The organism is Sulfitobacter sp. SH24 (assembly GCF_965641895.1).
Classification (GTDB): Bacteria; Pseudomonadota; Alphaproteobacteria; order Rhodobacterales; family Rhodobacteraceae; genus Sulfitobacter; species Sulfitobacter dubius.
Map to the genome: position 1 here is coordinate 885,135 of NZ_OZ282575.1, position 15,955 is coordinate 901,089.

Consider the following 15,955-nt stretch of genomic DNA (forward strand, 5'->3'; position numbering starts at 1 on the left):
AGCGGGCGCCGTTTTCGTTTCTATGGCCGATTGAACTCCTCTGCACCTGCTGCTATGTTAGCGCTAACCGCGCCAATCTGCCCGAAACTGGGCCACCGGAGGATTCACCATGACCACAAAAATCGCCATCAACGGCTTCGGCCGCATTGGCCGCTGCGTACTGCGTGCGCTGATCGAGAACGGCTTTGACGGGATTGAAGTCGTTGCCATCAACGACCTGACCGATGCCGAGAACCTGCTGCACCTGCTGAAATACGACTCCGTTCATGGCCGCCTGACCGCGGACGCGGAATTGAGAGACGGTAGCCTGCATGTCGCAGGTCAGACCATCCGCATGACGGCAGAGCGTGATCCGGCGAAACTGCCGTGGGGCGATGTCGATGTGGCCTATGAATGCACCGGGTTCTTCACCACGCGCGATGCGGCGGCGAAACATTTGGAAAACGGCAGCAAGCGGGTGCTGATCTCGGCCCCGGGCAAGGGCGTGGATCGCACCGTGGTTTACGGGGTGAACCATCAGGAACTGACTGCCGAAGATGTCATCGTCTCCAACGCCTCTTGTACCACCAACTGTCTCGCCCCGGTGGCCAAAGTGCTCGACGACACCTTCGGGATCGAGACCGGCTATATGACCACGATCCATGCCTATACCGGCGACCAGCCGACCCATGACAGCCCGCACCGCGACCCTTACCGTGGCCGCGCCGCCGCCCTGTCGATGGTGCCCACATCAACCGGTGCTGCAGCTGCAATTTCCGAAGTGATCCCGCATCTCAAAGGGGTACTCGAAGGCTCTGCCGTGCGGGTGCCGACGGCCAATGTCTCGCTCGTGGACCTGTGCATCATGCCTAAGAAACCCGCCACGGCGGAGGCGGTAAACGCGGCGATGCAAGAGGCGGCCAATGGCGCGCTGAAGGGCGTCTTGGCCTATGAGCCCGCGCCGCTGGTGTCGGCTGATTTCAACCACGATCCGCATTCTTCTACCCTTGCGCCCGAGCAGACGCGGGTGACCGATGGCGGCATGATCCGTGTGGTCAGCTGGTATGACAATGAATGGGGTTTCTCGAACCGCATGAACGACACCGCGCGTGCCATTGCCGCGTTGATCTAAGCTATAGCTGGCGCGGGGGGCAGCCCTCGCGCCCATGCTCTACAGCGACGCCGCCGCGCGGCTCGCTTGGTCATATTGCCCTGACATCGCCCGAAGCTGCGCCGCGATCTTGCGCAGCTCCTCGCCCGAGATATCGGTGCGCGGCAACCCGTCGAGAAAGCACGCCTGACGGATTGCGCGATAGGCCTCACACAGCTCGGCCCCGGCGGGGGAGGTGCGATAGAACACCTCCTTACCGCGTTTTTCGGCACTCAGCAGTTCCGCTTTCACCAGTTTGCGCAGCGCATAGTTCACCGTATGCGTGTCTTCGATGTTCAGCAGAAAACAGATATCCGTCAGCCGCTTTTCCCGGCCCCGGTGGTTGGCGTTATGCAGCACGAGGATTTCCAAAGGCGTCAAATCCCCATTGCCCGCCGCCGCCATGCAGCGCGACATCCAGCGCGTGAAGGCGTTATAGGCGATGATCATCCCGTATTCGAGTTCGGAGGCTTCCCAGCCGTCGCCCTCGGCCAAATGCCGCGAAGAGACGATCCGGCGCGACGGGGTGGGGGGTACTTCTTCCGACATGCGGTGCCTCCGGCTGTTTGACCTGAATAACGTTACCAAGACGCTGGCGATTTACAAGCGTTCGGCGTGTCTTTGTCCGTGTGACGCATGAAGATCAATTTGCAACAGATTGAAATGCCACATTCATGCCATCTTCCGCGAGGGCAGCGGCTTTGTTAGGCTGGCGTCAATAAAAACACGAGGCAGGCAGAGCAGTAATGAAAACGGGCTTTCGAGGCACGTTTGTCATCAGCTGGTCGCAAACAGAGATCGACGGTCTGGAGGCCGCGCCGGTGCAGTCGCTCGAACTGGGCGCGGCTTGGTCGTGGCGCGGGGACACTCTCCGTGTGGATGGGCCGAATGATGTATTGCGGCTGGATATGGCGGACGGGGCGGAGCAGCTGCGCAAGCGCGCGGCCCGCAAGGTGCAGCGCCTGATCGGCGCGGCGCTGGAGGAGGGCGGCGTGATGCCTTCCAAAGCCCAGCGTAGAGGCCATACCGCCCCACCGCTCGACAACAGTTTCATGGTCACCAACGGCGCGCGGACCTACACTGTCACGCTGATTGACGCAGGCCAAGGTCGCACGCCGTTGTTGATGTTTGTCGATGAATTGCCGCCGCGTGACTGTGAACTCTGGGTGATGCACAGCACCTTAAAACCGCAGCGTGATAGGCTCTTGGAGGTCGAGAGTGGCGGTGTCATCTGCTTTACCCCCGGCACCCGCATTCGCACGCCCATGGGCAGCGCCCTGATCGAAGATCTGCGCGAGGGCGATCTGATCCAGACCAAAGACAACGGCGCGCAGCCGCTGGAGTGGATCGGCAGCCGCCGGATGAGCGGCGCGCGGCTGCATGCCATGCCGCATCTGCGGCCCGTGCGGTTCCGCGCGGGTGCCTTGGGGCTCGCCCGGCCCGACGCTCCGCTGTTGGTCTCGCCCGACCACCGGATCGTGCTGCAAGGCCCGCAAGCCCGCGATTTGTTTAATTGTGACGAGGTGTTGGTCGCGGCCAAAGACCTGATTAACGGGCGCAGCGTGGCCAGCGATATGTCCCTGCGCGAGGTGACCTATATCCATGTGCTGCTGGCCGAGCATCAGGTGATGTGGGCCAATGGGGTCGAGACCGAGAGCTTTCATCCCGCCTCCGCCCCGCTCACCAGTCTTGGCGCGCGGGACCGGGCGCGTCTGCTTGCGGCGCATCCGCAGTTGGCGGCTGATCCGCACAGCTACGGTGGCTTCGCACGTCGCAATCTCTGCACGTCAGAGGCGGCGATCCTGCGGCATGTGGCGTGAGGGCCGGGCGCGTACGCCCGACCTTGCGGCTGAACTTTAGCTCTCTGCGTCTTCTTTGATCAGCGCCGCGATGATCGCCCGCGCGCTCTCAGAGTCCCACTCCGCGTCGCCCTGCAATCGGGCAATCTCGCGTCCCTCACGGTCAAGGATCACGCTGATCGGCAGGCCGAAAACGCCCATCTGGCTGGCGAGCTTTTGTTTGGGGTCTTGGTGACGGGGCAGGTTGTCGACGCCGGCCTCTTCAAAGAAACGCTTGATCCCTTCTTCAGAGTTGCGCCCCGTGGCGATGGTCAGCACCTGAAAATCATCGCCGCCAAATTCCTTTTGCAGCGCGTTCAACTGCGGCATCTCCTTGCGGCAGGGTGCGCACCATGTGGCCCAGAAGTTCACCAGCACGATCTTGCCTTCATAATCTGCCAGCGACATCGCCTCGCCATCGTCCTCACGCTCAAAAGTCACGTCAGAGGCCGCTTGCGGCGCGTCATGGATCACGAGTTTCTTCATGTCCCCGTCGCGCAGCCCCGCGATGTCAGCCGTTCCGGCAAGGGCGGGGTTTGCACCTGCGACAAGCAGCGTATAAACGAAGCCGAGCACGAGATTTTTCATACGTCCCTCCAAGGGTATTCAACATGACCGACACGACCTCGAACAAAATGTGGGGTGGCCGTTTCGCCGCCGGACCGGACGCGATCATGGAGGCGATCAACGCCTCGATCGGGTTCGACAAACGGATGGCCGCACAAGACATCGCCGGGTCGCGTGCCCATGCCGCCATGCTGGCAGCCACGGGCATCCTGACTGATAACGACGCTGACGCGATACGGGAAGGGCTTCTCACGATCTTGTCAGAGATCGAAGAAGGCCGGTTTGAATTCTCCGCCGCGCTCGAAGACATCCACATGAACGTCGAGGCGCGGTTGAAAGACCTGATCGGTGAGCCCGCAGGTCGCTTGCACACGGGCCGCAGCAGGAATGATCAAGTCGCCACCGATTTCAAACTCTGGGTGCGCGACCAGTTGGACGCCGCCGATGAGGGTCTGCAAGCGCTGATCCGCGCGCTTTTGTCTCAGGCCGAGGCGGGCGCGGATTGGGTTATGCCCGGTTTTACCCATCTGCAAACCGCACAACCCGTCACATGGGGCCATCACATGATGGCCTATGTCGAGATGTTTGGCCGTGACCTGTCGCGCTTTCGCGATGCGCGCAAACGGATGAACGAATGCCCGCTGGGCGCTGCCGCACTGGCTGGCACCTCCTTCCCGATTGACCGGGACATGACGGCAGAGGCACTCGGTTTTGACCGCCCCGCCGCCAACAGCCTCGACGCCGTCAGCGACCGCGACTTCGCGCTTGAGTTCATGGGCGCGGCCAGCATCTGCGCCATGCACCTGTCGCGCTTTGCCGAAGAACTGGTCATCTGGTCCTCGGCGCAGTTCCGTTTCGTGGCGCTGTCGGATCGTTTCTCGACCGGCTCCAGCATCATGCCGCAGAAAAAGAACCCCGACGCCGCCGAGTTGATCCGCGCCAAGGTAGGCCGTATCTTTGGCGCGAATACCGCGCTGATGATCGTGATGAAGGGGCTGCCGCTGGCCTATTCCAAGGACATGCAGGAAGACAAAGAGCAGGTCTTTGACGCCGCCGACAACCTGATGCTGGCGCTCGCCGCGATGACCGGGATGGTGGGCGACATGACCGCCGAGCGCGAGAACCTCGCCGCTGCCGCAGGCTCGGGCTTCTCCACCGCTACCGATCTGGCCGATTGGCTGGTGCGCGTGCCGAACCTACCGTTCCGCGACGCGCACCATGTGACCGGCACGCTGGTCGCTATGGCCGAGAAACAGGGCTGCGATCTGCCGGACCTCACGCTGGAGCAGATGAAATCGGTGCACGCCGAGATCACGCAGGATATTTTTGATGTGCTTGGCGTCGATAACTCGGTAAACTCGCGCATGTCCTATGGCGGCACCGCCCCTGCGCAGGTGCGTGCCCAAGTCGAGCGTTGGAAGGAAATCCTGAAGTGAAACGCAGCCTTGCGATCCTGTCTCTGCTGACCCTTGCCGCCTGCGGCGCGGATGGTGAACCGGTGCGGCCCACGGCCAGCAGCAGCGTTACCATGTCGTCTTCGGGCGTCTCGGTCGGCACCGCTGTCGGTCTGCGGCGCGGGCCGTTCTCGCTGGCTCTTGGTATGGGGTCATGAGGCCGCTTTTCGCTGTCGCATTGCTGGCTGGGGCGATTGCCTTGGCCGGTTGCACTCCGCCGCGTACATCTTCTTCCGCACGACAAGACACGCCGCCGCCACCTGCTGAAACGGGAATCAGCCTGTCGGGCTACGCCACCGTCGGCGTGGTGAAGAGTTTCTAAGATGTCGACGCTGCGTATGCTCTACCTTGCCCTCGCGATTTGGGGCACGATTCATCCGATGTATTACTTCGTCACATGGTTCAACGCCGAAGGCTGGAGCCTGAGCGCCATGGTGGACGCATGGCACGCCAATGCCGCCGCCAGCGGGCTGGTCTGGGACCTGACCATCGCTGCCGTGACTTTGACCATCTGGATCATCGCCGAGGTCGCCGTGCGCCGGAATTTCCTCAGCCTGATTGCCATTCCCGCCACGTTCTGTATTGGGGTGAGCTGTGGCCTGCCGCTCTATCTTTTCCTGCGGACAGCGCCCATCAGATAAGCGGCGACGACATGGGGCCAAGCGCAGATGGATCATTTTCTCTATAAAGACGGTGTGTTGCATGCCGAAGACGTAAGCCTGGCCGAGATTGCCGCCGCTGTCGGTACGCCGGTCTATGTCTATTCCACCGCCACGCTGCTACGCCATTTCCACCTCTTTGACGACGCGCTCTCGGGCATGGATCATCTGGTCTGCTACGCGATGAAGGCCAATTCCAACCAAGCCGTTCTGCGCACACTGGCGCAGGCAGGCGCGGGGATGGATGTGGTCTCGGGCGGGGAATACCGCCGCGCCAAGGCGGCAGGCGTGCCGGGCGACAGGATCGTCTTTTCCGGCGTCGGCAAAACCCGCGAAGAGATCGAATTGGCGCTAACCGGCGGTATCCGTCAGTTCAACGTCGAGAGCGAGCCGGAAATGATCCTGCTGGATGTCGTGGCGCGCGAATTGGGCAAAGTGGCCCCGATCACCATTCGCGTGAACCCGGACGTTGACGCCAAAACCCATGCCAAGATCGCCACCGGCAAGAGCGAGAATAAGTTCGGCATCCCCATCGCCCGCGCCCGCGATGTTTATGCCATGGCGGCCAAGTTGCCGGGCTTGGAGATCATCGGCATCGACGTGCATATCGGCAGCCAGCTCACCGATCTTGCCCCCTTTGAGCAGGCCTATGGCAAGGTTGCGGAACTGACCGAAGTGCTGCGCGCCGATGGTCATAACATCCGGCGGCTGGACCTTGGCGGCGGTCTGGGCATTCCCTATGAGCGCTCCAACACCGCCCCGCCACTGCCAACGGATTACGGCGCGATGGTGCAGCGCACGCTGGGGCATCTGGGCTGCGAGGTCGAGATCGAGCCGGGCCGCCTGATCGCGGGCAACGCAGGTGTGCTGGTGAGCGAAGTGATCTACTTCAAATCCGGCGAGGGCCGCGATTTCCTGATCCTTGATGCCGCGATGAACGATCTGATACGTCCCGCGATGTATGATGCGTGGCATGACATCGTGCCGCTGAACGAACCCGCGCCTGGGGCAGAGCCGCGCCCGGTGGATATCGTCGGCCCGGTCTGCGAATCCGGTGATACTTTCGCCAAGCAGCGAATGATGCCGGTGCTCGGGTCCGGTGATCTGGTGGCCTTCCGCTCTGCCGGAGCCTACGGCGCGGTGATGAGCAGCGAATATAATTCGCGGCCCCTGATCCCCGAGGTGCTGGTCAATGGCGATCAATTCGCGGTTATCCGCCCACGGCCAAGCTTTGACGAAATGATAAACCGCGATACCATCCCTGAATGGCTCTGACGGCATCCCGCCGCCGGGCCACCGGAGCGTGACGCATGGAAACATCCACTGACAAGACAGACGGGCTGCGCGCATTGCGGCGGCCCTTGCGGCTGACTTGGGCGGGGATGTGGGCCGAGGCGCTGGTGCAGGCGCTTTGGCCGATGCTGACGCTGGTACTGGCGGTGCTGGCGCTGCTGATGATGGGGGCGCAGGACAGTCTGGTCGGTGATCTGCTTTGGGGTGTGCTGGCCGCTGTGGGCCTTGGGTTTCTCGGCACATTGGTTTTCGCGCTGCGGCGCTTTCGCATTCCCTCTCAGGCAGAGGCCTTGGCGCGGCTGGATGCCAGCCTGCCGGGGCGGCCCATTCGGGCGCTTTTGGACGATCAGGCGATTGGCGCGGGCGACACAGCCTCGGCGGCGGTCTGGCAGGCCCATCAGAAACGTATGGCCGCGCGGGCCGCGCAGGCGCAGCCGGTCAAGGGTGATCTGCGGGTCGCGCAGGCCGATCCCTATGCGCTGCGCTATGTGGCGCTGCTGGCTTTCGTCGTTGCACTGGTCTTCGGCTCGGTCTGGCGGTTGGGTGAGGTGACGCAGCTGACCCCCGGCGGGGCGGGCGGCGCGCTGGCCTCTGGCCCGGTTTGGGAAGGCTGGGCCGAGCCGCCGCGCCATACTGGGAAACCAACGCTTTATCTGAATGATCTAGAGGCCGGGGCGCTGTCTCTGCCTGCGGGCACGTTGATCACCCTGCGGCTTTACGGAGAGTTGGGTGCGTTGACGGTGCAAGAAACCGTATCGGGCCGCGAGGGGGGCACGACCTCTGGGCCCGCGCAGGATTTCACCCTGCGCCAAAGCGGCGAGATCAGCATCGAGGGCCCGGGCGCGCGAGCATGGCAGATCACGATGCTGCCCGACGCCGTCCCGCAGATCGAGCGACAAGGCCCGCCCGAGGTGACTGCTTTGGGCGAGATGAGCCTGCCGTTTGCCGCGCGGGATGACTACGGCGTCGAAGCAGGCGAGGCGCGGATCAGCCTTGATCTGGCCTCCGTCGACCGCCGCTATGGGTTGACCATCGACCCTGACACACGGCCCGAGATCGTCGTGCCGTTGCCCATGCCGATCACCGGTGACCGGCGCGAGTTTGAAGAGAGCTTGATCGAGAATTTCTCGAAACACCCTTGGGCCAATCTGCCAGTGTCCCTAGAGCTTTCCGTGCTGGACGCCGCCGAACAGCAAGCCGCGACGGAGGTGAGCCAGTTGACCCTGCCGGGACGGCGCTTTTTTGATCCGGCAGCGGCGGCAGTCATTGAGATGCGCCGCGATCTTTTGTGGTCGCGGGCCAATGCGCCACGCATCGCGCAGGTGCTTCGCGCCGTGACCTATGCGCCGGGGGAGGACCTGCGATCGGATGTCACGGTTCTGCGGCTCAAGCAAATGATCCGCCGTCTGGAAATCCGGGCGCGTTATGGGCTGGACGAAGAGGTTCAGACCGAGATGGCCGAAGACCTCTGGGCGCTGGCGATTGAGTTGGAAGAAGGCGTGTTGGCCGATGCGCTGGCGCGGATGCGCCGGGCGCAGAATCGGCTGAATGAGGCGATGAAGAATGGTGCTTCGTCGGCAGAGATTGCCGAGCTGATGGAGGAATTGCGCCGCGCCACCGAAGAGTATCTGGAGCAACTCCAGCGCCAACAGGCGCAGGAGGGCGAGGGCGAAGGCCAGCAGCCCCAAGGCGAGTCCATGCAGATGACGCAAGATGATCTGCAGCGGATGATGGACCGTATTCAGGAGTTGATGGAGCAGGGCCGCATGGCCGAGGCCGCAGAGGCGCTGCGCCAGTTGCAAGAGATGATGGAGAACATGCGCGTCACCCAAGGCCAGCCGGGCGAGGGTGGCAATTCACCGGGTGAGCAGGCGATGGAGGGGCTCTCGGAAACCCTACGCGAGCAACAGGGGCTGAGCGATCAGGCCTTCCGCGACCTGCAAGAGCAGTTCAACCCCGGCACTGGCGCCGGCGAGAATGAAGGCAACGAAGGCCGCAATGGCGGGCAGGGCCGCGGTCAGAGCCATGAGGGCCAGCAAGGGCAGGGCGGCCAATCCGGCGAAGACGGAGCCGAAGAGGGGCTGGCCGGGCGTCAGCAAGCGCTGCGCGATGAGTTGCGTCGTCAAGAAGGGCGTCTGCCGGGGCAAGGCACGCCCGAAGGGGATGCCGCGCGTGATGCACTGGACCGCGCCGGAGAGGCGATGGACCGCGCCGGAGAGGCCCTGCGCCGCGATGAGTTGGCCGAGGCGATCGACAATCAGGCACAGGCCATGGAAGCCCTGCGCGAGGGGATGCGGTCGCTTGGCGATGCGATGGAGCAAGAACAGGGCGAGGGCCAGCCCGGTCAAGGCACCGCTGAGGGCGACCGCCGGGCCGAGGCGCGCGATCCGTTGGGGCGCGAGCAGGGCGGCAATGGGGCCAATAGCTCGGACGCGCCGCTGGCGCAGGGGCCAGACGATCAGGGCCGCGCGCGGCGTTTGCTGGACGAAATCCGCCGCCGCTCGGGCGAGGCGGAGCGGCCCGAGGTTGAACGCGACTACCTTAACAGACTGTTGGATCGGTTTTAAGCGGAGTCAGCCCTGTGACTGGGTCGCCACTGTGTCGAGCCAGACCAGCAGATCCTGCAACTGCCCGTCCAGCCAAATTCGCGCGTCGTCCATCCATGCCACATAGGACGACAGGTAAGGATCGGCCTGCGGCAAGGATTGCGCAATCTGCGGCGCATAGACATAGACCGCCGCCAAGATGGCGGCCAAGGCGATCATCACGGTGAAGCCGCGCATGAACCCCCCGGATTTGCGCGGTTTTTCAGGGCGGTCGAGCGCGGCGGTGGGCGTTGGCCCCGCCTGCTGGCCCTGCGTGCGGTCATGGCGCAGGGTTGAGTTGATCTCTTCGATATCGGGCAGCAGATCCCGGCGCGACGCGCTGCCGTAGGCGTCATTCTCGCGTTCGGGAACCGGCTCTCCACGCATTTTGGCCATGCGCAGACGGGCCTCATGAGCGCGGCGCGCGTCTTGGTCCTCAGCCACACGATTATCTTCGGCGATGTCGGGGCGCGGGGCTTTCTTGGGCGCGGCATGGGGCGCGTCATCTAGGCCAAGGTCCGGTTGGCTTTCCAGCGGAGCAGACTGCCGACGTCGGCGGGCTTCTTGCTCTGCCGCGGCCTCTTGGCGCAAGATTTCCGCGATGGCAGGATCAAGCGGGCGTCGCACGGGTGCGGCGGCGGGTGCCGGGCGCTCAGCCTCTTCTTCCGGGTCAAAGGAGTCGTTTTCGAAATCGCCGCCTTCAAGGTTGTCGTCTTCAAAAGCATCGTCTTCGATACCATCTTCCTCGTAATCCTCATCCCCGAAAGGCTGGAGATCAGGCAGGCTGTCGGCCGCAGATGTTTCATCATCCGCATCACCCGATGCGGGTTGCTTCATATGCATCATGTCATCGTCGAAATCTTCGTCAAAGTCGCGGTCGCCTTCTTCCGGCGCATTGTCGGGATGATGCTGAAACCACGTTTGCCCGCAGTTAGAACATTGCACATCACGCCCTGCCAACGGCATCACCTCATCGGGGACTTCGTATTGCGCGTCGCAGTTGGGGCAGATCAGCCGCATGGTCATTCCTGGGTTCGTTCGGTGCTCTCGGATCGTAACGGACAGCATATGTCCTAGAATAACGTAGGAAAAGTGATATCTGGACAGGGTGCTGGGGTTCTGAGTGATTGAATCCTTTCCGGTGCTGAGGCACAACAGGTCGAAGTGTTTTAAGGTGGTTGCGTGATAGAGCTCGAAAATGTGGCCTACAGCTATGGCGGGGGCGAATTGCTGTCCGACATCACGCTGAAACTCGCCCCCGGATCGTTTCATTTCCTCACCGGCCCCTCAGGCGCGGGCAAGACCACCTTGATGAAGCTCTGCTACGGGGCCTTGCTGCCCACGGCGGGGCATCTGCGGATTTTCGGGACCGATGTGCGCGGGCTGGGCCGCGACGACATCGCGCTGATGCGTCGCCGGGTTGGCGTGGTGCATCAGGACGTGAAATTCCTCGACCACCTGCCGTTGACCGAGAATATCGCCCTGCCGCTAAATGTCTCTGGCCGTCAGGCCGAGGCCGGGGGCACCGATCTGGAAGAGTTGATGTCATGGGTCGGGCTTACCAACCGCGCCGACGCCCTGCCGCCTGAGCTGTCGGGCGGGGAGCGACAGCGGGCAGCACTGGCGCGCGCGGTGATCATGTCGCCGGATGTGATTTTGGCGGATGAACCGACGGGGAACATCGACTGGGAGATGTCGCAGCGGTTGCTGCGCCTGTTGATCGAGTTGAACCGCATGGGCAAGACCGTGTTGATCGCCACCCATGATTTGGGCCTGATCCGCGCCACCAAGGCGCATGTGCAGGCCCGCGTGCTGCGCATCGCCAACCGGCGCATTCAATTGGCGGGGGCGGATTTGTGAAGCGGTTCGACATCGGCGCCCTGCGCGCGATTTTTAAAGGCGACAGGCAAGCGGACCGCGTGGTGCCGCCCTCGGGGTTTACCGCGCAACTGACGCTTTTCGCAGCGGGCGCAATGGCCTTTCTGGCGGTCTTTGCTTTGGCGCTGTCGCTCGCCTCGGGCCGCTTGGCGCAGGTTTGGGGGCAGGAGTTGGCGCAATCAGCCACGGTGCGCATCGTGGCACCGCTGGATCAACGCGCCGCCCAAACGGAGGCGGCCTTGAAGGTGTTGCAGACGACCAAGGGCGTCGCCTCGGCCCGCGCGCTGACGGATGCGGAGCAGGAAGAGCTGCTTGCGCCATGGTTCGGCCCGGAACTGGCGATGGAGAGCCTGCCGGTGCCGCGCTTGATCGAAGTGGTCGAGGAAGGCGAGGGGCTGGACCCGGTGGGCCTGCGTCTGCGCCTGTCGGCCGAGGTGCCGGGCGCGGTGCTGGATGACCACAGCCGCTGGCGCGCGCCGTTGGTTGCGGCGGCAAGCCGGTTGCGGCTGCTGGGTTGGATTTCGACCCTGCTGATCGGGGCGGCGGTGGCGGCCATGGTGACGCTGGCCGCGCAGGCCGCGCTGGCCGCCAATGCGCAGGTAATCGCGGTGCTGCGGCTGGTGGGGGCGACGGATGACTATATCGCGCGGGCCTTCATCCGCCGTTTCACCCTGCGCGCGCTTTTGGGCGCGGCGGCGGGCACGGTGCTGGGCATGGTGGCGGTCGTTCTGTTGCCCGATGCCGGCGAGGCGGGCGGCTTTTTGACCGGCTTGGGCTTTCGCGGCTGGCACTGGGTGGTGCCGCTTATGGTGCCGATCTTGGTCGGGGCGGTGGCCTTTGCCGCAACCGGGGCAGCCGCGCGGCGTACATTGAGGGAACTGACATGAAGCTGCTGCAATGGGTCCGGTCGATCCTCTATATCGTGCAGGTGACCGTGGCGATGCCGGTGCTCGGGCTGGCCTTTGCGCCTTGGGCGATGTTTTCGAAACGCGGAGCCTATCGGGCCTGCAAGACCTATGCTGCTTGGGCCATGTGGTCGGCCCGCTGGCTGATCGGCCTGCGCTGCGAGGTGCGTGGCACGGTGCCGGATGGTGAGGTTCTGGTGGCTGCGAAACACCAATCGTTTCTGGACATCCTGATGATCTTTCACGCATTGCCGCGTGCGAAATTCATTATGAAACGTGAGGTGCTTTGGACTCCGGTGATTGGCCAATACGCCAAACGGATGGGTATGATTGCCGTCAACCGTGGCAAACGCGGGCAGGCGATCACCAAGATGATGGCCGACGTGAACGCCGGTCGGGTCGAGCCGGGGCAGTTGGTGATCTATTCCCAAGGCACCCGCGTGGCACCGGGCCTCAGCGCACCTTACAAGGTTGGTACGGCGGTGCTTTATGACCAGATGGGGCAAGTCTGTGTGCCGGTGGCGACAAACGCGGGCCACTTCTGGCCACGCCGGGGGCTGTACCGCAAACCGGGTTTGGCGGTGGTCGAGTTTCTTGAGCCGATTGAGCCGGGGCTGGATAAGCGAAGCTTTATGGCGCGTTTGGAAGAAGAAGTTGAAAGCCGTTCTAACGCCTTGCTGCATGAAGCTGGATGGCGGCCTACGGTCACGGCTTAATGCTTTCGGCATGATCTGTGCCTTCTAAGCCGCTGCCCTTTGTTATCTACCAGCACAGGTAGAACCACCGCCGAAGCCAATGCTTCGCGGGTTATCGTTATTTTATATCGGGAAGCCGTTAAAGTGGCGGCGCCGCCTTGGGGAGGTGGAAAGAGCAGGCGTCACCCTGCATGTCTCTACGTATCGACATGACCCGCAAAGGGCCTCGTCTTCCGTGTGTGTCGCGACGGGGGAAGTTGTAGAGCAGGGGTGTTAACGCCTGATGCGCTCGCCGCGCGCACCCTGCGCAACGAAAAAGGGCGGACCTTTGGTCCGCCCCCTTGTCCTACATGTGGATCGGTCCGTCGCCGCAGGCCAGTGCGGCTTCGCGCACGGCTTCGGAATAGGTTGGGTGCGCGTGGCAGGTCATCGCCAGATCCTGCGCCGAGGCGCCGAATTCCATCGCCACGCAGACCTCGTGGATCAGATCGCCCGCGCCGGGGCCGATGATGTGGCAGCCGAGGATGCGGTCGGTTTCCTTGTCGGCAATCAGCTTGACGAAACCGTCACCGGCAAAGACTGCCTTGGCCCGCGCGTTACCCATGAAGGAGAACTTTCCGACTTTGTACTCGCGGCCCGCTTCCTTGAGGGTCGCTTCGGTCTCACCGACGGAGGCGACCTCCGGGTGGGTGTAGATCACGCCGGGGATCACGCCGTAGTTCACATGGCCATGTTTACCCGCGATCACTTCGGCGGCGGCCATGCCTTCGTCCTCGGCCTTGTGAGCCAGCATCGGGCCTTCGATCACGTCGCCGATGGCATAGACGCCTTTGACGGAGGTTTCCCAATGCTCGTTCACGGCGATCTGGCCGCGCTCGGTCATTTTGACGCCGAGATCATCCAGCCCCATGCCTTTGACAACGGGTTTGCGGCCTGTGGCGACGAGCACGGTGTCGGCTTCGATCTCATGTTCACTGTCGTCTTTGCGCAGCTTGTAGCTGACCTTGGCTTTGCCCTTGGCGACTTCGGTCTTCTGCACGGCGGCGCCCATGACGAAGTTGATGCCTTGTTTTTTCAGCATGCGCTGGAAGGTCTTTTGCACCTCGGGGTCCATGCCCGGAGTGATCGCATCAAGGAATTCAACCACGGTGATCTCGGTCCCCAGACGCGCATAGACGCTGCCCAGTTCCAGCCCGATGACGCCCGCGCCGATCACCACCATCTTTTTGGGGATCTTGCCCAGTTCCAGCGCGCCGGTGGAGGTTACGACGGTCTTCTCGTCGACTTCGACGCCCGGCAGGGAGGCCGCTTCGGAGCCGGAAGCGATGATGATGTTCTTGGCCTCATGGACCTCATCACCGACCTTGACCTTGCCCGCCTCGGGGATCGAACCCCAACCTTTGAGCCAGTCGATCTTGTTCTTTTTGAACAGGAATTCGATCCCCTTAGTGTTGGTCTCGATGGTCTTGTCTTTGTAGGTCAGCATCTGCTTCCAATCAACGGAAGGTGCTTTGCCTTTGAGGCCCATCTCGTCAAAATTATGCTCGGCCTCATGCAGCATATGCGTGGCGTGCAGCAGCGCCTTGGAGGGGATGCAGCCCACGTTGAGGCAGGTGCCGCCAAGGGTTTCGCGGCCCTCCACACAGGCGGTTTTCAGGCCCAGTTGCGCGCAACGGATGGCGGCGACATAGCCGCCGGGGCCGGAGCCGATCACGATGACATCATAGCTCGACATGGGGGGTCTCCTTAGCAGTCAGGTGTTACAGGCAAGGTAGGGCGCGCGGGTTTCAGGTGCAAGCGCCGCTGCCTGCGGGTGTTGGGGGGAAGGGTTAAATAAGGGCCGCCAGCAGCATCAGCATGGTCGCGGCAAAGCCCACGACCCAGATGAGTGAGCGGTGCGGGCGCAGGCCGAGCGCGTAGGCGGGAACATAGAGCACGCGGGCGATGAGATAGACCCAAGCGCAGGCGGCGGTGAAAGCGGTGTTCTGGGCCGACATCTGAACCACGCCCACGGCGATACCGAATAGGATCAGCCCTTCGAAGTGGTTGTCCAATGCGCGGCCCAGACGGGCGGTGCGGTCCGACAGTGCGCGGCTCGGCTCGCGGTCGCGGGCCGACATGGTGTAGCCGGGGCCGATCTCGCGGTTGGCGGGCACGGCGTAGAGCACGAATTGCAGCCCTTGCAGCAGGGCCGCCAAGGCCAGAACGGTCAGCTCAACGCTCATGCGGATTTCACGAAATAGGCGGTGGAGCCGGTCACGGTGCCCTTGTCGTCGCTGCTGAGCGCGTTGGAGCGGGCGAGCCAGTCGTCGGCCTTCTTGCGGTCGTTCGCATCAAGCAGAACGGAAGCCTTGGTGCTGCTGTCGGCGTGTTTCCAGATTTGCAGGACCGACAGCCCCGCGTTGCGCCGTGCTTCGGCATCGGCGTCAAAGGCGTCTTTCCAAGCGGCGAAATCGGTGACGTCGAAGTGGCAGATCATCTGCATGGGAATGCCTTTCAGAGCGCGTGGAAATAGAGAACGGCGGTGGCGGCGTAGCCTGCGAGCCATGCCAGCGTTCGGATCGTCGGCACGCCGAGTGCATAGACAATGACGTAGATGATGCGTGCGAGCAGGAAGACCTGCGCGGCCAGCAGGGTGGCGCTGTTATTGCGGCCCAGCATCTCGATCAGCAGCACGGCGGGCGCAAAAAGCGCCATGGCCACAACGGAGTTATCGACCGCGCGGCCCAGACGGGCGGTCATGCCGGTGGTGGTGCGCGTCTCATCGCGGGAGGACATCAGGTAGCCCATTGAGAGCTGCCGGGTCGCGCCCAATACCTGCAAGAGGATCGTCAGCATGACCAGAAGGCCATAGGCGGCGAGGAGGGTGGTTTCGGTCATGATCTGGCCCTTTCACTTCGGGGAAACGCCCCATCGTTCAACAGGTAGATAGGGCGGGGGTTGCCCCCCGCC

Annotated in this window: 18 protein-coding genes; 11 read left to right on the forward strand and 7 right to left on the reverse strand. The window is 63.1% G+C overall.

Annotated elements, in window-relative coordinates; translation table 11 throughout:
- Positions 1 to 109: 109 nt before the first annotated feature.
- Complete coding sequence (gene gap / locus ACSQ16_RS06845) at positions 110 to 1,111, forward strand: type I glyceraldehyde-3-phosphate dehydrogenase (RefSeq protein ID WP_243261202.1); 1,002 nt, start codon at positions 110 to 112, stop codon at positions 1,109 to 1,111.
- Between the two features lie 39 nt (positions 1,112 to 1,150).
- Here the strand turns inward: gap and ACSQ16_RS06850 are convergent, their stop codons facing one another.
- On the reverse strand, positions 1,151 to 1,678 hold the full coding sequence (locus ACSQ16_RS06850) for a winged helix DNA-binding protein (RefSeq protein ID WP_067262160.1): 528 nt from the start codon (positions 1,676 to 1,678) through the stop codon (positions 1,151 to 1,153).
- 197 nt (positions 1,679 to 1,875) lie between these two features.
- Here ACSQ16_RS06850 and ACSQ16_RS06855 point away from each other — a divergent pair, with 197 nt between their 5' ends.
- The gene (locus ACSQ16_RS06855; RefSeq protein WP_243261201.1) at positions 1,876 to 2,949 is read left to right on the forward strand and encodes a Hint domain-containing protein; all 1,074 of its coding nucleotides are present in this window, start codon (positions 1,876 to 1,878) and stop codon (positions 2,947 to 2,949) included.
- A 36-nt stretch (positions 2,950 to 2,985) separates the two neighbouring features.
- Here ACSQ16_RS06855 and ACSQ16_RS06860 read toward each other — a convergent pair whose 3' ends face one another.
- The gene (locus ACSQ16_RS06860; protein WP_093928398.1) at positions 2,986 to 3,555 is read right to left on the reverse strand and encodes a TlpA family protein disulfide reductase; all 570 of its coding nucleotides are present in this window, start codon (positions 3,553 to 3,555) and stop codon (positions 2,986 to 2,988) included.
- A gap of 23 nt (positions 3,556 to 3,578) precedes the next feature.
- Between ACSQ16_RS06860 and argH the strand changes: the two genes are divergently transcribed.
- From argH to ACSQ16_RS06890, 6 genes are read left to right on the forward strand one after another with little or no spacing between them, the layout of a single operon-like run.
- The gene (gene argH / locus ACSQ16_RS06865; RefSeq protein ID WP_243261200.1) at positions 3,579 to 4,970 is read left to right on the forward strand and encodes an argininosuccinate lyase; all 1,392 of its coding nucleotides are present in this window, start codon (positions 3,579 to 3,581) and stop codon (positions 4,968 to 4,970) included.
- On the forward strand, positions 4,967 to 5,146 hold the full coding sequence (locus tag ACSQ16_RS06870) for a hypothetical protein (RefSeq protein ID WP_243261199.1): 180 nt from the start codon (positions 4,967 to 4,969) through the stop codon (positions 5,144 to 5,146). Before argH ends, ACSQ16_RS06870 begins: the two co-directional genes overlap by 4 nt.
- Positions 5,143 to 5,310 (forward strand): hypothetical protein, encoded by a 168-nt coding sequence (locus tag ACSQ16_RS06875; RefSeq protein ID WP_243261198.1) that lies wholly within the window; start codon positions 5,143 to 5,145, stop codon positions 5,308 to 5,310. Before ACSQ16_RS06870 ends, ACSQ16_RS06875 begins: the two co-directional genes overlap by 4 nt.
- 1 nt (position 5,311) lies before the next feature.
- Positions 5,312 to 5,629: a DUF2834 domain-containing protein gene (locus tag ACSQ16_RS06880; RefSeq protein ID WP_243261197.1), complete on the forward strand. Its 318-nt coding sequence runs from the start codon at positions 5,312 to 5,314 to the stop codon at positions 5,627 to 5,629.
- A gap of 27 nt (positions 5,630 to 5,656) precedes the next feature.
- The gene (gene lysA / locus ACSQ16_RS06885; protein ID WP_243261196.1) at positions 5,657 to 6,922 is read left to right on the forward strand and encodes a diaminopimelate decarboxylase; all 1,266 of its coding nucleotides are present in this window, start codon (positions 5,657 to 5,659) and stop codon (positions 6,920 to 6,922) included.
- Between the two features lie 35 nt (positions 6,923 to 6,957).
- Positions 6,958 to 9,507: a DUF4175 domain-containing protein gene (locus ACSQ16_RS06890; RefSeq protein ID WP_317405849.1), complete on the forward strand. Its 2,550-nt coding sequence runs from the start codon at positions 6,958 to 6,960 to the stop codon at positions 9,505 to 9,507.
- Between the two features lie 6 nt (positions 9,508 to 9,513).
- On the opposite strand, the gene ACSQ16_RS06895 is transcribed toward ACSQ16_RS06890, so the two are convergent.
- Positions 9,514 to 10,551 (reverse strand): zinc-ribbon domain-containing protein, encoded by a 1,038-nt coding sequence (locus tag ACSQ16_RS06895; protein ID WP_338116683.1) that lies wholly within the window; start codon positions 10,549 to 10,551, stop codon positions 9,514 to 9,516.
- Between the two features lie 156 nt (positions 10,552 to 10,707).
- Between ACSQ16_RS06895 and ACSQ16_RS06900 the strand changes: the two genes are divergently transcribed.
- From ACSQ16_RS06900 to ACSQ16_RS06910, 3 genes are read left to right on the forward strand one after another with little or no spacing between them, the layout of a single operon-like run.
- Positions 10,708 to 11,385, forward strand: a complete 678-nt coding sequence (locus tag ACSQ16_RS06900) for a cell division ATP-binding protein FtsE (RefSeq protein ID WP_067942215.1) — start codon at positions 10,708 to 10,710, stop codon at positions 11,383 to 11,385.
- Positions 11,382 to 12,290 (forward strand): cell division protein FtsX, encoded by a 909-nt coding sequence (locus ACSQ16_RS06905; protein ID WP_243261194.1) that lies wholly within the window; start codon positions 11,382 to 11,384, stop codon positions 12,288 to 12,290. The genes ACSQ16_RS06900 and ACSQ16_RS06905 overlap by 4 nt, the downstream gene beginning before the upstream one ends.
- Positions 12,287 to 13,024: a lysophospholipid acyltransferase family protein gene (locus ACSQ16_RS06910; protein ID WP_243261193.1), complete on the forward strand. Its 738-nt coding sequence runs from the start codon at positions 12,287 to 12,289 to the stop codon at positions 13,022 to 13,024. The genes ACSQ16_RS06905 and ACSQ16_RS06910 overlap by 4 nt, the downstream gene beginning before the upstream one ends.
- Before the next feature lie 325 nt (positions 13,025 to 13,349).
- On the opposite strand, the gene lpdA is transcribed toward ACSQ16_RS06910, so the two are convergent.
- The 4 genes from lpdA to ACSQ16_RS06930 form a co-directional block, all read right to left on the reverse strand.
- A complete protein-coding gene (lpdA, locus tag ACSQ16_RS06915; protein ID WP_243261192.1) occupies positions 13,350 to 14,738 on the reverse strand; it encodes a dihydrolipoyl dehydrogenase in 1,389 nt (462 codons plus the stop codon).
- Between the two features lie 94 nt (positions 14,739 to 14,832).
- Positions 14,833 to 15,228, reverse strand: coding sequence for an MAPEG family protein (locus ACSQ16_RS06920; protein WP_243261191.1), 396 nt, complete (start codon positions 15,226 to 15,228; stop codon positions 14,833 to 14,835).
- Entirely contained in the window at positions 15,225 to 15,488 is a 264-nt protein-coding gene (locus tag ACSQ16_RS06925; protein ID WP_243261190.1) for a hypothetical protein, read from the reverse strand. Before ACSQ16_RS06925 ends, ACSQ16_RS06920 begins: the two co-directional genes overlap by 4 nt.
- A gap of 11 nt (positions 15,489 to 15,499) precedes the next feature.
- Positions 15,500 to 15,883, reverse strand: coding sequence for an MAPEG family protein (locus ACSQ16_RS06930; RefSeq protein WP_067623194.1), 384 nt, complete (start codon positions 15,881 to 15,883; stop codon positions 15,500 to 15,502).
- Positions 15,884 to 15,955 lie beyond the last annotated feature (72 nt).

Bases quoted from the DNA above. Each gene is read 5' to 3' on its own strand.
- ACSQ16_RS06890 (WP_317405849.1), top strand. From the start codon at position 6,958: ATGGAAACATCCACTGACAAGACAGACGGGCTGCGCGCATTGCGGCGG.
- ACSQ16_RS06925 (WP_243261190.1), bottom strand. From the start codon at position 15,488: ATGCAGATGATCTGCCACTTCGACGTCACCGATTTCGCCGCTTGGAAA.
- lysA (WP_243261196.1), top strand. From the start codon at position 5,657: ATGGATCATTTTCTCTATAAAGACGGTGTGTTGCATGCCGAAGACGTA.
- ACSQ16_RS06880 (WP_243261197.1), top strand. From the start codon at position 5,312: ATGTCGACGCTGCGTATGCTCTACCTTGCCCTCGCGATTTGGGGCACG.
- ACSQ16_RS06920 (WP_243261191.1), bottom strand. From the start codon at position 15,228: ATGAGCGTTGAGCTGACCGTTCTGGCCTTGGCGGCCCTGCTGCAAGGG.
- ACSQ16_RS06860 (WP_093928398.1), bottom strand. From the start codon at position 3,555: ATGAAAAATCTCGTGCTCGGCTTCGTTTATACGCTGCTTGTCGCAGGT.
- gap (WP_243261202.1), top strand. From the start codon at position 110: ATGACCACAAAAATCGCCATCAACGGCTTCGGCCGCATTGGCCGCTGC.
- ACSQ16_RS06910 (WP_243261193.1), top strand. From the start codon at position 12,287: ATGAAGCTGCTGCAATGGGTCCGGTCGATCCTCTATATCGTGCAGGTG.
- ACSQ16_RS06875 (WP_243261198.1), top strand. From the start codon at position 5,143: ATGAGGCCGCTTTTCGCTGTCGCATTGCTGGCTGGGGCGATTGCCTTG.
- argH (WP_243261200.1), top strand. From the start codon at position 3,579: ATGACCGACACGACCTCGAACAAAATGTGGGGTGGCCGTTTCGCCGCC.
- ACSQ16_RS06850 (WP_067262160.1), bottom strand. From the start codon at position 1,678: ATGTCGGAAGAAGTACCCCCCACCCCGTCGCGCCGGATCGTCTCTTCG.
- lpdA (WP_243261192.1), bottom strand. From the start codon at position 14,738: ATGTCGAGCTATGATGTCATCGTGATCGGCTCCGGCCCCGGCGGCTAT.
- ACSQ16_RS06930 (WP_067623194.1), bottom strand. From the start codon at position 15,883: ATGACCGAAACCACCCTCCTCGCCGCCTATGGCCTTCTGGTCATGCTG.
- ACSQ16_RS06895 (WP_338116683.1), bottom strand. From the start codon at position 10,551: ATGACCATGCGGCTGATCTGCCCCAACTGCGACGCGCAATACGAAGTC.
- ACSQ16_RS06855 (WP_243261201.1), top strand. From the start codon at position 1,876: ATGAAAACGGGCTTTCGAGGCACGTTTGTCATCAGCTGGTCGCAAACA.